The sequence below is a fragment of the Actinomycetospora sp. 2LY8.5 genome, assembly GCF_057180585.1.
Window position 1 is genome coordinate 1 of record NZ_JBXUHE010000056.1, and the last position, 14,637, is coordinate 14,637.

Genomic DNA, 14,637 nt, shown 5'->3' on the forward strand with positions numbered 1-14,637 from the left:
GCGAACCCGAGAGTCACGTGGTGGCCGTCGGAGCGGACCGCCTCGATCCGGCCCCAGCTCGCCGCTCGTGAGTCCTCGACCGCCGTGCCGTCGAGCGTGTGGCGTCCGTCGGCGATGACCCGCTCCTGGCGGTAGAACCGCATCACCCGCTCACGACCCTCGAAGGGCTCATAGCCCGGCCGCTCGTAGACGATCCCGGGGTGGAAAAAGGTGGCGAGCCGGTCCCACTCACCGGCATCGATGACAGCGAACATGTCTCGGAGCCATCGGCCCGTCACCGGCGAGGGTTCGGTGGTCGGGTGGGGTGTCATGGCGCGGACCTCCCGTGCCGGGTGCTGGGTCTCGTCCACGCTAAGAACGTGCCCGCTCACCGGTAAGCGACGGACGTCGTAGCTTCCGTGGGCGCAAGGTCGTAGTGGAACTTGCGGCGCGGATCCAGTGGGGCCTCAATGCGGGTCAGAGTGCCTCGTTCGACCCGGTGGCCACGGGGTCGCGCCAGATGTCCATCGGCACGGCCCGCGCCCCGTGACCGGCCTCGTCGAGCACGCGGCCCATGAGCTTGAGGTGGCGCAGGGTCAGCAGCCGCTCGGCCACCTGCAGGCCCGGGACCCGCTGGGCAATCTCCAGCTCGAGGTTCTGCAGCTCGTCGGCGGAGGAGAGCCAGACAGCGAGGACGAGGTTGCCCGGCCCGGTGACCGCAGCGCACATCCGGGTCTGCGGGAGCCCGCCGAGCATCCGGGCGGTCTCGATGAGCTCGGTCGGCGGGACCTCGATCCAGAGCGTGGCCTCGACGGGAGCCCCGGCGGTGTGATGGGACAGCTCGCAGCGCAGGGCGAACGTTCCCGCCTCGAGATGACGCCGCAGACGGCGGCGGACGGTGCTCAGGCTGGTGGCGGTCCGCATCGTGAGCTGCTCGATGGAGGCCCGGCCGTTCTCGCTGAGGGCCAGCACCAGCGACCGGTCCGCAGTCGAGAGCGGGACCGGCGAGGTCCGCCGGACCGCCGGCACCGCCAAGGCCTGCTGCTGGGCGGGGTCGAGCGACCGAAGCCGCCAGCGGCTGCCCTCGGCGTACATGGCCGAGACCACCGAGACTCGGCTGGTCAGCACACCGGGCAGCAGGTTGAGCCGGCCGACGAGGTAGCGGGAGAGCATGCCGAGATCGGCCACCCACAGGCCGACCAGAAGGTCGGAAGTTCCCACTGTGTGCGAGACCGTCACCGCGTGCGGGTCGTCGACAAGGGCCTCGGCGACCTCGATGACCTGGTGGGCCGTACAGCGCACTGTGACCAGTGCGTAGGGCAGGGTCTGCATCAGCGGTGGCGCACAGTAGGCGGTCACCCACGCGTCCCCGTGGGCAGTCAGCCGCTCCCAGCGCCGAGACGCGGTGACCGGGTTCACCCCCAGGACCTCGCCCACACGGGTCCAGGACGCCCGGGGCGCGATCTGCAGTGCGTGCACGAGTGCGAGGTCCGTCTCGTCGAGGTGACGCATTTCCTGCACGGACGCCCTCCGATGTGGCGATAAAGCGCGAGATCGACCCGCGGGAACGAACACCAGGCAGCATCGGCGGCGAACCGAGCATGGGCCGAGGGCGCATCGCTGCGTGTCGAGACGGAGATGAATTTACCGAACGCACGTCTCGTGAACGGCCCGTAAATCGAGTGATCACTCGAGGGAGATGGTCGCCTGTGCCCCGTCCACATTCCCTTCCGGTCGAGATGGCCGACCCGTCGATTGCCGCCCGTCTCGATCGCATGCCGCTGACGCGACTGCACGTCGTCGCCGTGGTATCGGTCGGTCTCGGGCTGTTCTTCGACACCTACGAGGTCTTCCTGTCCGGCACCTTGTCTGCGGTGCTCCGGGAGGAGTACGCCCTCAGCGGGAACCCGCTGGCACTGGTCCTGGCGAGCGCTTTCATCGGACAGTTCTTCGGTGCACTTCTGCTCGGCCGCCTGGCCGACCGGATCGGTCGTCGCCGGGCTTTCATGCTGAATCTGGCGATCTACTCCCTGTTCTCGTTCCTGGGCGGGCTGTCGCCCTCGGTCGAGTTCCTGATCGCCACCCGATTCCTCGCCGGTCTCGGACTCGGCGCCGAACTCGCCCTGGCCGACACCTATCTCTCCGATCTCCTGCCGGCCCGGCTGCGCGGCAAGTGGGTGGCGGGCGCCTACACCCTCGGGTTCATGGGAGTGCCCGCGGCGGGCTTCCTCGCGCTGGGACTCGTACCGACCACCCCCTTCGGCGTCGACGGATGGCGATGGATGTTCTTCCTCGGCGGCCTCGGTGCGCTCCTCGTCTGGGCGCTGCGCCGCACTCTGCCCGAGTCGCCGCGCTGGCTGGAGTCGGTCGGGCGTGAGGCGCAGGCCGAGGCAGTGATGGACCGCTGGGAGGAGGACGCCCGTCGCGCCGGGCACACACTGCCCCCGCCAGAGCCCACGGCGCCGCGACCCATGGTGGTCGCGCGTCCGAACGGGGCCCGCATGCTGTTCTCCGCGCGCTTCCGCCGCCGCACCGTGATGGCCTGGATCCTCAACGTCGGATCCGCCTTCGGCTACTACGGGTTCGGCACGATCGCCCCGCTGGTCCTCGTGGCGAACGGGTTCCCGATCGTGAGCTCCCTGCTCTACCTGGCGCTGACCTACATCGGCTATCCCGTGGGATCGGCGCTCTCGCTCCCGATCATGGAGCGGGTCGAGCGGAAGGTCCTCATCGCCGCGACAGCAGCGGGGATGGGCGTCACCGGGCTGATGTTCGGATTCGCGACATCACCGGTCGCCGCCGTGGCCTGGGGCTTCGCCTTCACAGTGATCAGCAACGTGTTCTCCAACGCGTACCACGTCTACCAGGGCGAGCTGTATCCGACGCCGATGCGCGCCACCGGGTCCGGCGCGGCCTACTCGGTGAGCCGCCTGACCACGGCCGTCCTCCCGTTCGTGCTCCTGCCGGCGCTGGCAGTGGGATCGGGCTTCGTGTTCGGCATCGTGGCGGTCGCGCTGGCTGTTCTCATCGCTAACGTCCTCCTGCTCGGTCCACGGACTACCGGTGTCGAGCTCGAGCGAGCGACCCAGGAGTCGGACGCACATGTGCGTGAGCCCGCGGGCGATGCGGGCGGCGCTCAGTCCGTTCACCCTGCCCCTGGAGGGTCGCCGTGACTGACACGACAGAGCGGGGTGCGGCCACGGGTCCTCGGCCGTCAGGCGGGACCGTTCTCACCGGTCCGGCAGCCGCCGACGAGGCGGTCCGGATCTGCAGCGAGCTGATGAGGATCGACACGTCCAACTTCGGCGATGACAGGGGGCCCGGCGAGCGCCGGGCGGCCGAGTACGTGGCCGGCCTCTTGAGCGAGGTCGGCCTCGCGGTGGAGATGATCGAGCCGAAGCCCGGCCGCACCACGGTCGTGGTCCGCTGGGCGGGAGTTCGCCCCGAGCGACCGGGACTGCTGGTCCACGCCCACACCGATGTGGTCCCCGCCGAGCGGTCGGCATGGACCCGTCATCCCTTCGGCGGGGAGATCGCCGACGGGTGCCTGTGGGGTCGGGGCGCGGTGGACATGAAGTACTTCGTCGCGCAAGTCCTTGCTGTGGTTCGGGATCGAGTTCGTACGAACCGGCCTCCTGCCCGTGACACGGTGCTCGCCTTTGTCGCCGACGAGGAGAACGGCGGGCGGTTCGGGGCGCGCTGGCTCGTCGAGCACCGGCCCGAACTGTTCGCCGGGTGTTCCGAGGCCATCGGAGAGGTCGGCGGATACTCCTCCACGCTGCCCGACGGCGAACGCCTCTACCTGGTCGAAAGCGCCCAGAAGGGGGTCATCTGGTTTCGGGTCACGGCGCTGGGAGTCGCCGGTCACGCCTCGATGCTCTCGCCGCGGAACAGCATCGTCGAACTGGCCGAACTGGTGTCCCGCATCGGGCGTCACGACTTCGGTGTCCAGCTCGTCCCGACAACCCGAGTTCTGCTGGAGACGCTCGCCCGACGTCTCGGCCGGCCGGTGGACCCGGACGATCCGGAGCCCTTGCTCGCCGAGCTCGGACCGCTCGAGCGTCTGCTCGGCGCGTCCCTGCGCAACGTCGCCTCGCCGACCCTCATCGAAGGCGGCAACAAGACGAACGTCATCCCGGGACAGGCGTCGGTCCAGGTCGACTGCCGGTTCCTTCCGGGGCACGAGGACGAGTTCATCGAGAGATTCCGCGCTGTGGTGGGCCCGGACGCCACCTGCGAGACGATCCACCACGACATCTCCGTGGAGTCGCGGTTCGCGGGACCGGCGGTGGACGCGATCTCCGCCAGCCTGCGCTCTCGCGACCCGCACGCCGAGGTCGTGCCCTACCTGCTGCCGGCCGGTACGGACGCGAAGCACTTCTCCCGCCTGGGCATCGAGTGCTTCGGGTTCGCGCCACTTCGCCTCCCGCCCGGCTTCGACTTCGCGGCGGCCTTCCACGCCGTGGACGAACGCGTGCCCGTCGACGCCGTGCGGTTCGGTACCGACGTGCTGGACACCTTCTTTGACCTGTGCTGATCCCCGCCGTCGCCGACCGTCCCGACCACGAGGTGTTTCATGCTGCGAACATCGATCCTGCCCCTCGAGGACACACGAGCCGGGGCGGCCTCGGAATCCCCCGATGCCGCCGGCCCGAGGTCGTCCTGGAAAGCCCGGCTCGAAGACAGTTCGGTGCGGCTGGTGCTCGCCGACCACAACATCCTGCTCCGCGAGGGCATCGCCGAGATGTGCCGGCAGGAGCCCGATCTGCGGGTGGTCGGTCAGGTCGAACACGCCGACCAGATCGTCGCGACAGTCCGCCGCGAGCGTCCCCACGTCGTGCTGCTGTCGGCCGAGTTGCCGGGGCCGGGACTGGAGCGCGTCCTCGATCTGCTTGCTGAGCTGGGCCCCGCGGCCCCGCGGGTGGCCGCGGTCGGCGTTCGCGACGACGCACGCCTGCTCAGCAGGCTCGTGACTACCGGCATCCACGCCTACCTGCCGCCGTCCTCGACAAGGGCCGAGCTGATCGCGGTGATCCGCGCGGTCCGCGACCGCGACGAACACGTCGTGCTCGCCGGGTCGCGCGCCTCGATGATCCGGCTGGCCGCTCCACCACCCGGACCGTTGTCGCGGCGCGAGCTCGAGGTGCTCGACCTCGTCGCCCAGGGTCTCGGCAACGCCCAGATCGCCGGCCGCCTCCACATCAGCGAGGCCACCGTGAAGCGGCACCTGACGAACGTCTACGTGAAGCTGGACGTGCGCTCGCGCACGACCGCGATCAACAAGGCGCGTGCGCTGTGTCTACTGTGAATCCCGCGTTCAAAGCGCGGGCCCTCTACGAAGCGCGCCGCACGCGCACCCCGATCGCGCCGTTCACCGACGCCGAACCCTGGCTCGGCATGATCGACGGCTACGCCGTGCAGCAGGAGCTGGTGTCGCTGCTGCTGGCCGACGGTGACCGCGTCGTGGGTCACAAGGTCGGCGCGACCTCGGCGGCGATGCAGCGTCTGATCGGTATCGACACCCTTGACTACGGCCCCGTCCTTGCCTCGACCGTGTATCCCGACGGGGCGACGGTGCCGCTCGCGGACTTCATCGCGCCCAAAGTCGAGGCAGAGATCGTGGTCGTGCTGGGGAGGGCACTGCGAGGCCCCGGTCTCCACCCGTCCGATGTCGCCCCGGCGGTGTCCGGGGTGGCCGCGTCGATGGAGATCGTCGACTCGCGTATCGCCGATTGGCGGATCCGACTGGCCGACACCGTCGCCGACCTGGCTTCCAACGGCGCGGTGGCGCTGTCCCCGCAGGTGGTGCCCCTGGACGGCCTCGACCCGCGCCTCGTGGGGATGGCGCTCTGGCGCGGCGACGAGCTGATGGACACCGGGGCGGGCGCGGCGGCACTCGGGGACCCGCTGGCCGTGGTGGCGTGGCTCGCCAACACCCTGGGCGAGTTCGGGGTCGGGCTCGAGCCAGACCATCTGATCATGACTGGCGCTCTACATGCGGCCGTGCCGATGCTCGCGGGCGACGAGTTCCGCGCCGAGTTCGACCGGCTGGGGTCGGTCACGATCCGGGTCGGCTGACCGATGCGGCCGTCCGACCGTCCGAACAGGACCCGTTACCGCCGGGACCCGCATACCACCGGGCTCAGCGTGATGAGTGCCGACCTGCGCACCCACCGTTACACCCCCCATCGCCACGACGGTTTCGTCGTCGCCGTTACCGAGCGCGGCGGCTCGGTCGTCCGCGGCGGCGGCACGGAGGGGGAGACCCATAGGGGCGTGCTCGCGGTGTTCAACCCCTTCGAAAGCCACTACGGGAAGATGGGCACGAGCCCGCGGTGGCTGCACCGCTCGGTCTATCTCGAGGGCGAGGCCTGCGGCGAGGTGGCAATGGCACTCGGAATCGAGGAGCTGCCCCACGTACGTGACACGTTCCTGAGCGACGGTGTGCTGATCGCGGGCTTCCTGGATCTGCACCGCGCTCTCGACGCCCGGCGCGATCTGCTGCACGCGCGGGAGCTGCTCGTCCGGAGCTTTGGGATGTTGTTCGCCCGGTACGCCGACGGCGGTCGGCGCCCATTGCCCGGCCGCCGCGACCGTCGGCGGTTGGCGGCGGCCGTCGACATGCTCCGCGCCGACCTCGTCGCGCCCCCCTCGCTCGGGGTCATGGCGGCTGCGCTCGACCTGAGCGAGTTCCAGCTGGCTGGGGTGTTCAAGCGGACGACCGGGCTCACCCCGCATCGGTACCTCACTCAGCTGCGCCTCGATGCCGCTCGTCGGGCGCTCGGCCGCGGCGAGTCGATCGCCGAGGTCGCCACCGGCGTCGGCTTCTACGACCAGAGTGCCCTGACGAATCACTTCAGACGCTGCTACGCGCTCACTCCGCAGCAGTTCGCGGCGGCCGCCCGGGCATGATCTCCGGGCAACACCGGTCAGCGACGCGAGGCGGCCGCGACACGCTCGTCGGCGATGGTGCGCGCCGCCGCGCTGGTGGGTCTCCCGTCCGCAGCCGACCTCCTGAAGATCTCGGCGAGGGTTTCGCCGATGGCGTCCACGCGCCGGTGGACGTCTTCCCACTCCAGGGTCCCGGAGCGCTCCATCGCGAGCTGGATCATCCCGCCGGCGTTGGCGACGAAGTCCGGAGCGTAGAGCACTCCGCGTGCGTGCAGGGCCGCACCGTGCCGGACCTCGTCGCCGAGCTGGTTGTTCGCGGCGCCTGCCACCACCGGGGCAGCGAGGCGGTCGAGGCCCACGTCGTCGATCACCGCGCCGAGGGCGCACGGAGCGAAGACGTCGACCTTCTCCTCCAGCACGGCGTCCACCGCGCAGGGCGCGGCGCCGAACGCGTCGGTCGCGGCCATCACGAGGTCGTCGCGGATATCGGCGACGACGAGTTCCGCCCCCTCCTCGGAGAGAAGGGAGCAGAGGTTCCACCCGACATTGCCCAGTCCCTGGACCGCGACCTTCACCCCGGCGAGGTCGGGGGCGCCTAACCGGTGCCGGACCGCCGCGGCGACGGCGGCCCGGCAGCCTCTTGCGGTGCTCGGCGAGGGATCGCCGCTCCCGCCCATCGCGGGAGGCATGCCCATGACATGCGGCGTGACGCGACGGATGGCAGCCATGTCCTCGACGGTCGTGCCGACGTCCTCGCCAGTGACGTACCGCCCACCGAGCGCGTCGACCGCCCGGCCAATGCCCTCCAACAGTGCCGCGCTCTTGTCGCGGTCCGGGTCGGCGAGGACGACCATCTTGCCGCCGCCGTAGGGCAGGCCGGCGACGGCTGCCTTCGCCGTCATGCCCCGGCTCAGGCGAAGCACGTCGTGCAGTGCCGCGGACTCGTCGGCGTAGGGCCGGATGCGGCAGCCGCCGAGCGCCGGACCCAGGGCGGTGCTGTGGACGGCGATGATGGCGCGCAGCCCGGGCGTCGGCGCGAAGACAACCAGCTCGTGGTGGTCGAGGTCGGGTGATGTGAAGAGCCCGGGCGCGGGAGGCGAGAGCGTCGTCATGCCCACAGCGTGGGCCGCGCCGGAGGTAGGTGTCTTGGTCGAAACCGAAGCCTTCGAGGTCCGTTCCGAGGCGTCCCTCCCTCGGCCCGATGCCCGCCGACCCGGTCACCGAGCCGACCTGGACTGGTGACCTCGGACGACCTGCCGAATTCCGAGAAAGTCTAGCTCGACCCGGGTCTCGGTGACGGTCGGAACTGGCCCCCGGATGGGGTGGTGGAGGTCGTGCGGAGATCACTTAGACCAGCGTCGCCCGTGCGATGTCGTTGAGTTCGCGGCCGGCGCGGGTGACAGCGAGACCGTTAGGAGCCCAGATGGCGGACGCGCCACAGGTGTTGGGGTAGTTCTCGCCGACAGCCCCGGCGGCGCTGGCGATGACAGTGTAGGCCCGGCAGGTCCGCGCGATCACCGTTGCGCGAGCCTCCTGCTCGGCGAGCTCGTCAGGTCGGTGGACGACGCCGGCGACGTAGGCGTCGATGCCCAGCGCTGCGGTGCCCGCGGTGTGTTGGGCTGACCCGGTGTCCTTGCAGACGCCCAGCCCGATCCGCCACCCGTCGACGGTGAGCACCGTGGGGCCGTCGCCCTTGGCGAAGTGCTGGGCTTCGTCGTCTCCCAGCCACGTCTTGCGGTAGGCAGCGGTGATCTTGTCGGGTCCGACGGCGAGCGTGGCGATGTAGCGTCGGTCCGCGTGCCCGGTCACGGCACCCACCAGCGCGAGGGCGCCGGTCTCGGCGCAAGCTTCCTGGAGCGGTGCGAGCACCTGATCGTCGGGACTGACGACCTGCGCAGCGAGGTCGTAGCCGGTCAGCGAGAGCTCCGGGAACACGACCACGCGTGAGTTGGCCTGACGCACCAAGGCCGCGTGAGCTCGGGCGTTCTCGGCGATCGCGCCGGGTCGACACCACGGTTGGGCTGCGGCGACTATCAACGTGTTCCGCATGCCTCCGATCGTGCCGCAGGTCTGTGGGCTCTCTGGTGCGGCGCAAGGACCTGTCGACCGGCCCTGCAGCGACGAACTCGGCCATATGGAGCTCGGACCGACCCGCCGCGGCGTCGCCCTGCACTTGCACGTGCTGACCGAGCGCGAGCAGACCAACTCCATCGCCATCGCCATCGCCTCGAAGCAGCCGGTCTCCGGCTGGACGCGCACCTTCCCTGATCCGCGGCTCTGCGGCGATCATCGACCGGCTCATCTTCGCCGGGAGCATCCTCGAGACGGCACCACCTCCTACCGTCTCGCGCACGCGAAAGCTCAGTGCGCCAGCCGGGGCGACAGTCATACGGGCTGAGCTGGTCCCTTCCGGAGGGCGGTTGTTAACCGTTGGTGTCACCGTGCGGGTCGAGGGGACCACGGCAGGTGACCACGGCAGGGACCACGGCCATCGAGGTCCTCACTGGGAGAAGGCCAACCAACTGACACGAAGTAGTACGCATCGGCTGTTCCCTGGCGCCGCCCGACTACCCTGGATTGACGAGGTGAACTTCGTTCAAGAAGCCCCCGTCTGAGCGTGCCGGCGCTGCCGGCCGAAGTACCCGAGACCGCACGGCGCGACGGCCAAGGGTCGAGGGCGCGCGCCGACGGCGCGCAGCCACCGCTCGAGCGGGGCGCGGCGACCGCCGGCGACGACGACCAGGTCCGCCGCCATCGCGCCGTGGTCGGTGACGACCCCGCGCACGCGGGGCGGGTCGCCGCCATCCGCCCACAGGCCGGTCACCGCGACGCCGTGGCGCAGCTCGACGCGGGGCTCGGCGGCGGCCACGCGGGCGAGCACCCAGTCCAGCGTCGAGCGGCGGGTCATCAGCGGGCGCAAACGGTCGTCCCCGCGACGCGGCGACCGGTCCACCAGCGTCGCGGCGACCGGTCCACCAGCGTCGCGGGCATCTGGCTCTCCAGCGACGCGTCCTGCGCGCCGGCGCGGCGCAGGGCGGCGGCCACGTCAGGCAGCCGTTCGCGCAGCACCTCGCGGAACGTCGTGAGCAGGACGTGCGGCTGCACGATCTGCGGCGCGCTCGTCCGGTGCGCCCCGAGGGCCGCGGTCTCGACGTCGACAGCGGGCTCCAGGTGATCGCGCTCCACGACGGTCACATCGTGCCCGTCCCGGGCGAGCACCACCGCCGCGCACAGCCCGGCCGTGCTGCCACCGACCACGAGGAGCCGCTTGGGTTGCTCCTATGTCAAGCCGCCGCGGGCTGCGGGGCAGCCGCGGAGGCGGTCGGGGGTTGGAGGAGGGTGAACACGACGCGCGCGAGACGTCGCTTCAGGGCCCGCAGGGCCTCCATGGTGGTGTCGCCTCCGGCGCGTCGTCGCTGGTAGTAGGCCTGTCCAAGGCTTCCGGGCAGCCGTGTCTGGGTGAGCGCGATGCGGTGCAGGGCAGCGTTGAGCTGCCGGTTACCGCCGCGGGCGAGTCGATGCCGGTCGTTGCGCCCGGACGAGGCGGGGATCGGGGCGGCGCCGGCGTGCATGGCGAAGCAGGCCTCGGAGCGGAACCGGCCCGGCCGGGCGGTCTCCCCGACGATCTTCGCGGCGGTCAGCGCGCCGCAGCCGGGCAGCTCGAGCAGCTGCGGGGCGACCCGACGGGTCAGGGTGGCGATCTCGCGTTCCAGCGCGCGGATCCGCGCGGTCCGCTCGCGCATGTCGGCGACGAGCTCTGCGGCCAGCCGGGCCACCGTCCCGGTGTGCCGCTCGGCCAGCTGCGCGGCGAGCGCCTCGAGCCGGCGGGGCTGGTCCAGGCTGCGGGCCGGCGGGTCGAGCTCGGGGTCGAGCTCGGGGTCGAGCTCGTGGTCGAGCTCGTGGAGGTGCCAGCGCAACCGGTTGGTCATGCGGGTGCGCTCGGCCACCAGGTCCTCACGGTGATCGACCAGCAGCTTGAGCTCCCGCGATGTCTGGTCGTGCTCAGCCACCGGCAGGTCGGGCTCGCGCAGCGCGGCCCGGGCGATGGCCAGCGCGTCGATCGGGTCGGACTTGCCCCGAGTGCGCGCCGAGGACCGGGCGCCGGCCATCAGCTTCGGTGGCACCCGCACGACCTGTTGGCCCGCAGCGAGCAGGGCACGTTCCAAGCGGGTCGACACGTGCCGGCAGTCCTCCACTGCCCACCGCAGATCACCGCCCTGAGTACGCGCCCAGCCCACCAACGTGCGGTGACCGGCGTCGGTGGCGCGCACCGTGCGCTGGGCCTGCTCGCGTCCGAGCTCGTCGACCAGGACCGCGGTGTGGGTGTCCTTGTGGACATCGACCCCGACCATGAGCACCATCGAGAGGTCTCCTCTCTTCAGCCGTGAGGGACACAGCTGGGCCGGCCGGCGGACACACCTCAGTGGGGGCGCAGCCACGCTCCTATCAAGTCACGCCGGCCGGTCCCAGCCGCTGATGATCGGCACAACCCATGGTCGCCAGCCCGAAGGCGGCACCGACGCTACGAGCCAGATCATCAGCAGCCAGGCTCCCAACCACCGCAACAGCGGCGAGCTGACCCTGACACTGACTGCGACGCTAGGAAGCGCGGCCCGCGGTCGTCTTGGACGGACTTCACCGCGGGGTCAGGCCAGGCCGGACTGGTAGCCGAACACGACGAGCTGGGTGCGGTCGCGGGCACCGAGCTTGATCATGAAGCGGCTGAAGTGGATGCGGGACGTCGCCGGGCTGACGACGAGTTCCTCGGCGATCTCGTGGTTTGTAAGGCCTTGCGCGACGAGGGAGACGATCTCGCGCTCACGGGCTGTGAGGGCGGCGAGACGGCCGTGGCGTGGCCTCGCCCGTCCGAGCTTGACATCTGCTCGTTGAGCGCACCACTTCGAGCACGCCGGGCATGGTCGACCTCAGCCCCAAAGGGGGCCCGACCTCACCGCTCGCGACTCTGAATCCTCAGTGCTCAGCGGAGGTCCTCGGTGGTACAGCGCTCACGGCCGTCGGCGGTCACCTGTCAGGCTCAGCGCGTTGCTGTCGCCGCCGTCTGGCTGGGTCCTTTATCCACCCCGGTCGGCCCCTGAAAGCCTCCCAGCGTCGCCCTGAGCGGCTTCTCAGCGGAACCAAGATCACAGGTGATCGTTCTGGGAGCACATAACTGTGGGTGCTACGCTCGCGGGCGACCTGCGAAGACCCTGGATAGCACAGCGCAGAGGCGATCCGTGCTTACAAGCCGTCGGTCGCAGGTTCGATCCCTGCCGCGCCCACCCTGCAGTCCCTGAGCTGCGACGATACGGCTTTCGGGCTGGTTCGTCCAGCCTCGCTCGGCCGGGCTCGAGGTCGCACAGCGCTCGTGGAGCAGATAAACTGTGCTTGATCATCGGTAAGCAGATAACCTTGGATTTCGATCTTGGATCGGGATCGGCGGTGAAGACCGCCTGCCGGGCTGCACCGCGAGCGGCCCCCGGGCAGCGGTGGCGAGAAGCGCTGCTGGACGAGAGTTGGCGTCGCGGCGCAGCCGACATGGGGGAGGCCGGGATGGGATGGTTCGGACGCCGGAGCGTCGATCGCCCCGAGGACACCGGCAAGTACTGGAACGATCCCCGCTATGTCGACATGGGTGAGGCCGAGCGAGCCTGGAACGCGCAGCGCGACGGATGGCGCCTGTCTTGCCTGGACGCTCGGTCGCCGCGATGATCTCCAGCAGCAGCGTCAGTAAACGCAACGTGCCGCTGCGAGCACAGCACCTCGGGGTGGGCGAGCAGGGTGTTCTGGAGACTCCGCCGGGCTGGACCGAGCGGGCCGCGATCGTCCACCGCAAACGCGGTGACCACGAGCCCGAGATCGCGATCATCGACCGCTGGGAAGCTCATGCCGGGCCACCGGCTCGGTGGGTCGGTGCCACCCAGCCGAAGCTGCTCGAGCGCCGCGAGAAGGCCCGCGCACTACTCGCCGGCAAGACGGTGCTACTCGAAGGTGACAACCTTGCGGATCGAGATCTGGGGTCAGCGAGTGGATGTAGCGGCTGGGCTCGGCGGCCGCGGCCGGTCATGTCGCGCCATCGCGATGCCACCACCTCGATCAGACCCCGGTTGTCGAGGTTTTCCTCGGAGGTGATGGCGAACATGCGGGCCTTCGAAGCTGCCACGGCATCGACCTCCCACGTCCTGGTCTGAATGTGCTTGTCGCGAGTGATGATGGCCCACCCGAGCCGCGTGACCTGGGGGTTCCAGACGTCGTCGACGCTGTGCAGCAGGCCCGGGCGCGGCGGGAGTCGCCACTTCCCATGACGCCGTTCGCCGGTATCTCCGAGATAAGCCACATCGTCGCGCAGCTCGGCGAGCGCGTGAGCCAGGCCCAGCGTGTCGTGGTCGAGGAACCACTGGCGGGGCTCGCTACGCGCGACCTGGGGCGCGATCCGACGAGGCAGCTCATCCAGCCTCTCGGCCCATGCCGCCTCCTCGGTCACATCGACATCGTGGTCCACCCGCCAGAACCAAGCCCCCGCCGGGGCTCGCTCGCTACGACGTGGCGTACGTGTGGAAGCCACGCCCGGTCTTGCGACCGAGTTGGCCCGCGTCGACCATCCGCGCGAGTAGCGGAGGTGGTGCGTAGAGCTGTTCTTTGAACTCCTCGTAGAGCGACTCGGCGACGGCCTTTGTGGTGTCCAGGCCGATGAGGTCGGCCAGCGCGAGTGGTCCCTGCGGGTGAGCACATCCACGGACCAAGGCTTCGTCAATGTCTTCTGCGGTCGCGTACCCGGACTCCAGCATCCGGATGGCGGAGAGGATGAACGGGACTAGCAGCGCGTTGACCACGAAGCCTGCGCGGTCACGACACTCGATCGCCTTCTTGCCCAGATCCGCCTCGACGAACGTGCGGGCTGCGCTCAGCGTGTCGTCCGCCGTCAGAAGGCTGGGCACGAGTTCGACGAGGGAGAGCGCCGGCACGGGGTTGAAGAAATGGATGCCGAGGACGCGCTCCGGCCGCCTTGTCGCCACGGCGAGCTTCATGATGGGGATGGACGAGGTATTGGAGGCGAGGACGGCCTCCTCGCTCTCCAGGATCGCGTCGATCGAACGGAACGCCGAAGTCTTGGCGGGTTCGTCCTCAACGATCGCCTCGATCACGAGGTCCCGGTCGGCGAAGGCGGCTAGGTCGGTGACCACCGCGACGCGACCGAGCACCTCGTCCGCGTCGTCGAGGCGACCTCGGCGCTGCGCCTGCCGCAGGGAGATCTCGATCCGGCGCCTCCCGCCGTCGGCTTGCGCTGCGTCGGACTCGACGACCACGACGTCGCGGCCAGCTCGTGCCGACACTTCGGCAATCCCCGCGCCCATCAGCCCGCATCCCAGCACCCCAATGCGTTTCACCGCATCGTCCCCTTCTCCGCGTTCGCCCTGCTGCCTGCGTCCCACCGCTTCCTTTCCGGCCGCCCGAGCACTCACGTTAGCGACCTCGGGAGGAACGGGGCGTCAGTGCACCGTGGCACTTAGTAGGACGTCCTACAATCTTGGCTACCGTGGCCTCGGTCACAAACCGGCCGACTTGGGGCAAGGCCTGCGCCCGAGCGTGGACGCGTCACCCCTGCACGCGCCGAAGAGATGTCGCACGCGGCGGGGAGATGACCGGGACGGCGAGGTTGCCGTGATGCTCGACCAGCAGCTCTCCGTCCGGCTCGCCGAAGACGGATCGCGTGGCCACCACCCGAGCGCGCGATCTCCATTGGGGTCAGCGCCACGAGGCTGGCCGCAG

Annotated in this window: 16 protein-coding genes and 1 pseudogene; 7 read left to right on the top strand and 10 right to left on the bottom strand. The window is 70.2% G+C overall.

Features of this window, described 5'->3' with window-relative positions:
• Together AC2A1K_RS32320 and AC2A1K_RS32325 are read right to left on the bottom strand one after the other, a co-directional pair.
• Positions 1–350: nuclear transport factor 2 family protein (locus AC2A1K_RS32320; RefSeq protein ID WP_483900459.1), on the bottom strand; the 350-nt coding region annotated here is incomplete at its 3' end.
• A gap of 106 nt (positions 351–456) precedes the next feature.
• Positions 457–1,491, bottom strand: coding sequence for an Lrp/AsnC family transcriptional regulator (locus AC2A1K_RS32325; protein WP_483900486.1), 1,035 nt, complete (start codon positions 1,489–1,491; stop codon positions 457–459).
• Between the two features lie 263 nt (positions 1,492–1,754).
• Here AC2A1K_RS32325 and AC2A1K_RS32330 point away from each other — a divergent pair, with 263 nt between their 5' ends.
• From AC2A1K_RS32330 to AC2A1K_RS32350, 5 genes are all read left to right on the top strand, one after another.
• Positions 1,755–3,152, top strand: coding sequence for an MFS transporter (locus AC2A1K_RS32330; RefSeq protein WP_483900460.1), 1,398 nt, complete (start codon positions 1,755–1,757; stop codon positions 3,150–3,152).
• Positions 3,149–4,516 carry a M20/M25/M40 family metallo-hydrolase gene (locus AC2A1K_RS32335; protein WP_483900461.1) on the top strand — a complete coding sequence of 456 codons (1,368 nt, stop codon included), beginning with the start codon at positions 3,149–3,151 and terminating at the stop codon, positions 4,514–4,516. Before AC2A1K_RS32330 ends, AC2A1K_RS32335 begins: the two co-directional genes overlap by 4 nt.
• 39 nt (positions 4,517–4,555) lie before the next feature.
• Positions 4,556–5,287, top strand: coding sequence for a LuxR C-terminal-related transcriptional regulator (locus tag AC2A1K_RS32340; protein ID WP_483900462.1), 732 nt, complete (start codon positions 4,556–4,558; stop codon positions 5,285–5,287).
• Positions 5,275–6,057 carry a 2-keto-4-pentenoate hydratase gene (locus tag AC2A1K_RS32345; RefSeq protein ID WP_483900463.1) on the top strand — a complete coding sequence of 261 codons (783 nt, stop codon included), beginning with the start codon at positions 5,275–5,277 and terminating at the stop codon, positions 6,055–6,057. The genes AC2A1K_RS32340 and AC2A1K_RS32345 overlap by 13 nt, the downstream gene beginning before the upstream one ends.
• A gap of 72 nt (positions 6,058–6,129) precedes the next feature.
• The gene (locus AC2A1K_RS32350; protein ID WP_483900464.1) at positions 6,130–6,891 is read left to right on the top strand and encodes a helix-turn-helix transcriptional regulator; all 762 of its coding nucleotides are present in this window, start codon (positions 6,130–6,132) and stop codon (positions 6,889–6,891) included.
• A 17-nt stretch (positions 6,892–6,908) separates the two neighbouring features.
• Here AC2A1K_RS32350 and AC2A1K_RS32355 read toward each other — a convergent pair whose 3' ends face one another.
• Both AC2A1K_RS32355 and AC2A1K_RS32360 read right to left on the bottom strand, forming a co-directional pair.
• Positions 6,909–7,982, bottom strand: a complete 1,074-nt coding sequence (locus AC2A1K_RS32355; RefSeq protein WP_483900465.1) for a Glu/Leu/Phe/Val family dehydrogenase — start codon at positions 7,980–7,982, stop codon at positions 6,909–6,911.
• A 235-nt stretch (positions 7,983–8,217) separates the two neighbouring features.
• Positions 8,218–8,919 (bottom strand): carbon-nitrogen hydrolase family protein, encoded by a 702-nt coding sequence (locus tag AC2A1K_RS32360; protein WP_483900466.1) that lies wholly within the window; start codon positions 8,917–8,919, stop codon positions 8,218–8,220.
• On the opposite strand from AC2A1K_RS32360, the gene AC2A1K_RS32365 reads away from it, so the two are divergent.
• Entirely contained in the window at positions 8,918–9,268 is a 351-nt protein-coding gene (locus AC2A1K_RS32365; protein ID WP_483900467.1) for a hypothetical protein, read from the top strand. The two genes, AC2A1K_RS32360 and AC2A1K_RS32365, sit on opposite strands and share 2 nt — an antisense overlap.
• Before the next feature lie 198 nt (positions 9,269–9,466).
• On the opposite strand, the gene AC2A1K_RS32370 is transcribed toward AC2A1K_RS32365, so the two are convergent.
• The 4 genes and pseudogenes from AC2A1K_RS32370 to AC2A1K_RS32385 form a co-directional block, all read right to left on the bottom strand.
• Positions 9,467–9,778 (bottom strand): hypothetical protein, encoded by a 312-nt coding sequence (locus tag AC2A1K_RS32370; RefSeq protein ID WP_483900468.1) that lies wholly within the window; start codon positions 9,776–9,778, stop codon positions 9,467–9,469.
• The gene (locus AC2A1K_RS32375) at positions 9,778–10,128 is read right to left on the bottom strand and encodes an NAD(P)-binding protein (RefSeq protein WP_483900469.1); all 351 of its coding nucleotides are present in this window, start codon (positions 10,126–10,128) and stop codon (positions 9,778–9,780) included. The genes AC2A1K_RS32370 and AC2A1K_RS32375 overlap by 1 nt, the downstream gene beginning before the upstream one ends.
• 26 nt (positions 10,129–10,154) lie before the next feature.
• Positions 10,155–11,231, bottom strand: coding sequence for an IS110 family RNA-guided transposase (locus AC2A1K_RS32380; RefSeq protein WP_483900470.1), 1,077 nt, complete (start codon positions 11,229–11,231; stop codon positions 10,155–10,157).
• A gap of 285 nt (positions 11,232–11,516) precedes the next feature.
• Positions 11,517–11,699, bottom strand: a pseudogene (locus AC2A1K_RS32385) (response regulator transcription factor); the annotation flags it as partial.
• Between the two features lie 556 nt (positions 11,700–12,255).
• Between AC2A1K_RS32385 and AC2A1K_RS32390 the strand changes: the two are divergent.
• A complete protein-coding gene (locus AC2A1K_RS32390; RefSeq protein WP_483900471.1) occupies positions 12,256–12,579 on the top strand; it encodes a hypothetical protein in 324 nt (107 codons plus the stop codon).
• Positions 12,580–12,751: 172 nt separating this feature from the next.
• Here AC2A1K_RS32390 and AC2A1K_RS32395 read toward each other — a convergent pair whose 3' ends face one another.
• Both AC2A1K_RS32395 and AC2A1K_RS32400 read right to left on the bottom strand, forming a co-directional pair.
• Positions 12,752–13,432 carry a PIN-like domain-containing protein gene (locus AC2A1K_RS32395; RefSeq protein ID WP_483900472.1) on the bottom strand — a complete coding sequence of 227 codons (681 nt, stop codon included), beginning with the start codon at positions 13,430–13,432 and terminating at the stop codon, positions 12,752–12,754.
• Complete coding sequence (locus tag AC2A1K_RS32400) at positions 13,404–14,255, bottom strand: 3-hydroxybutyryl-CoA dehydrogenase (RefSeq protein ID WP_483900487.1); 852 nt, start codon at positions 14,253–14,255, stop codon at positions 13,404–13,406. The genes AC2A1K_RS32395 and AC2A1K_RS32400 overlap by 29 nt, the downstream gene beginning before the upstream one ends.
• Between the last annotated feature and the right edge of the window lie 382 nt (positions 14,256–14,637).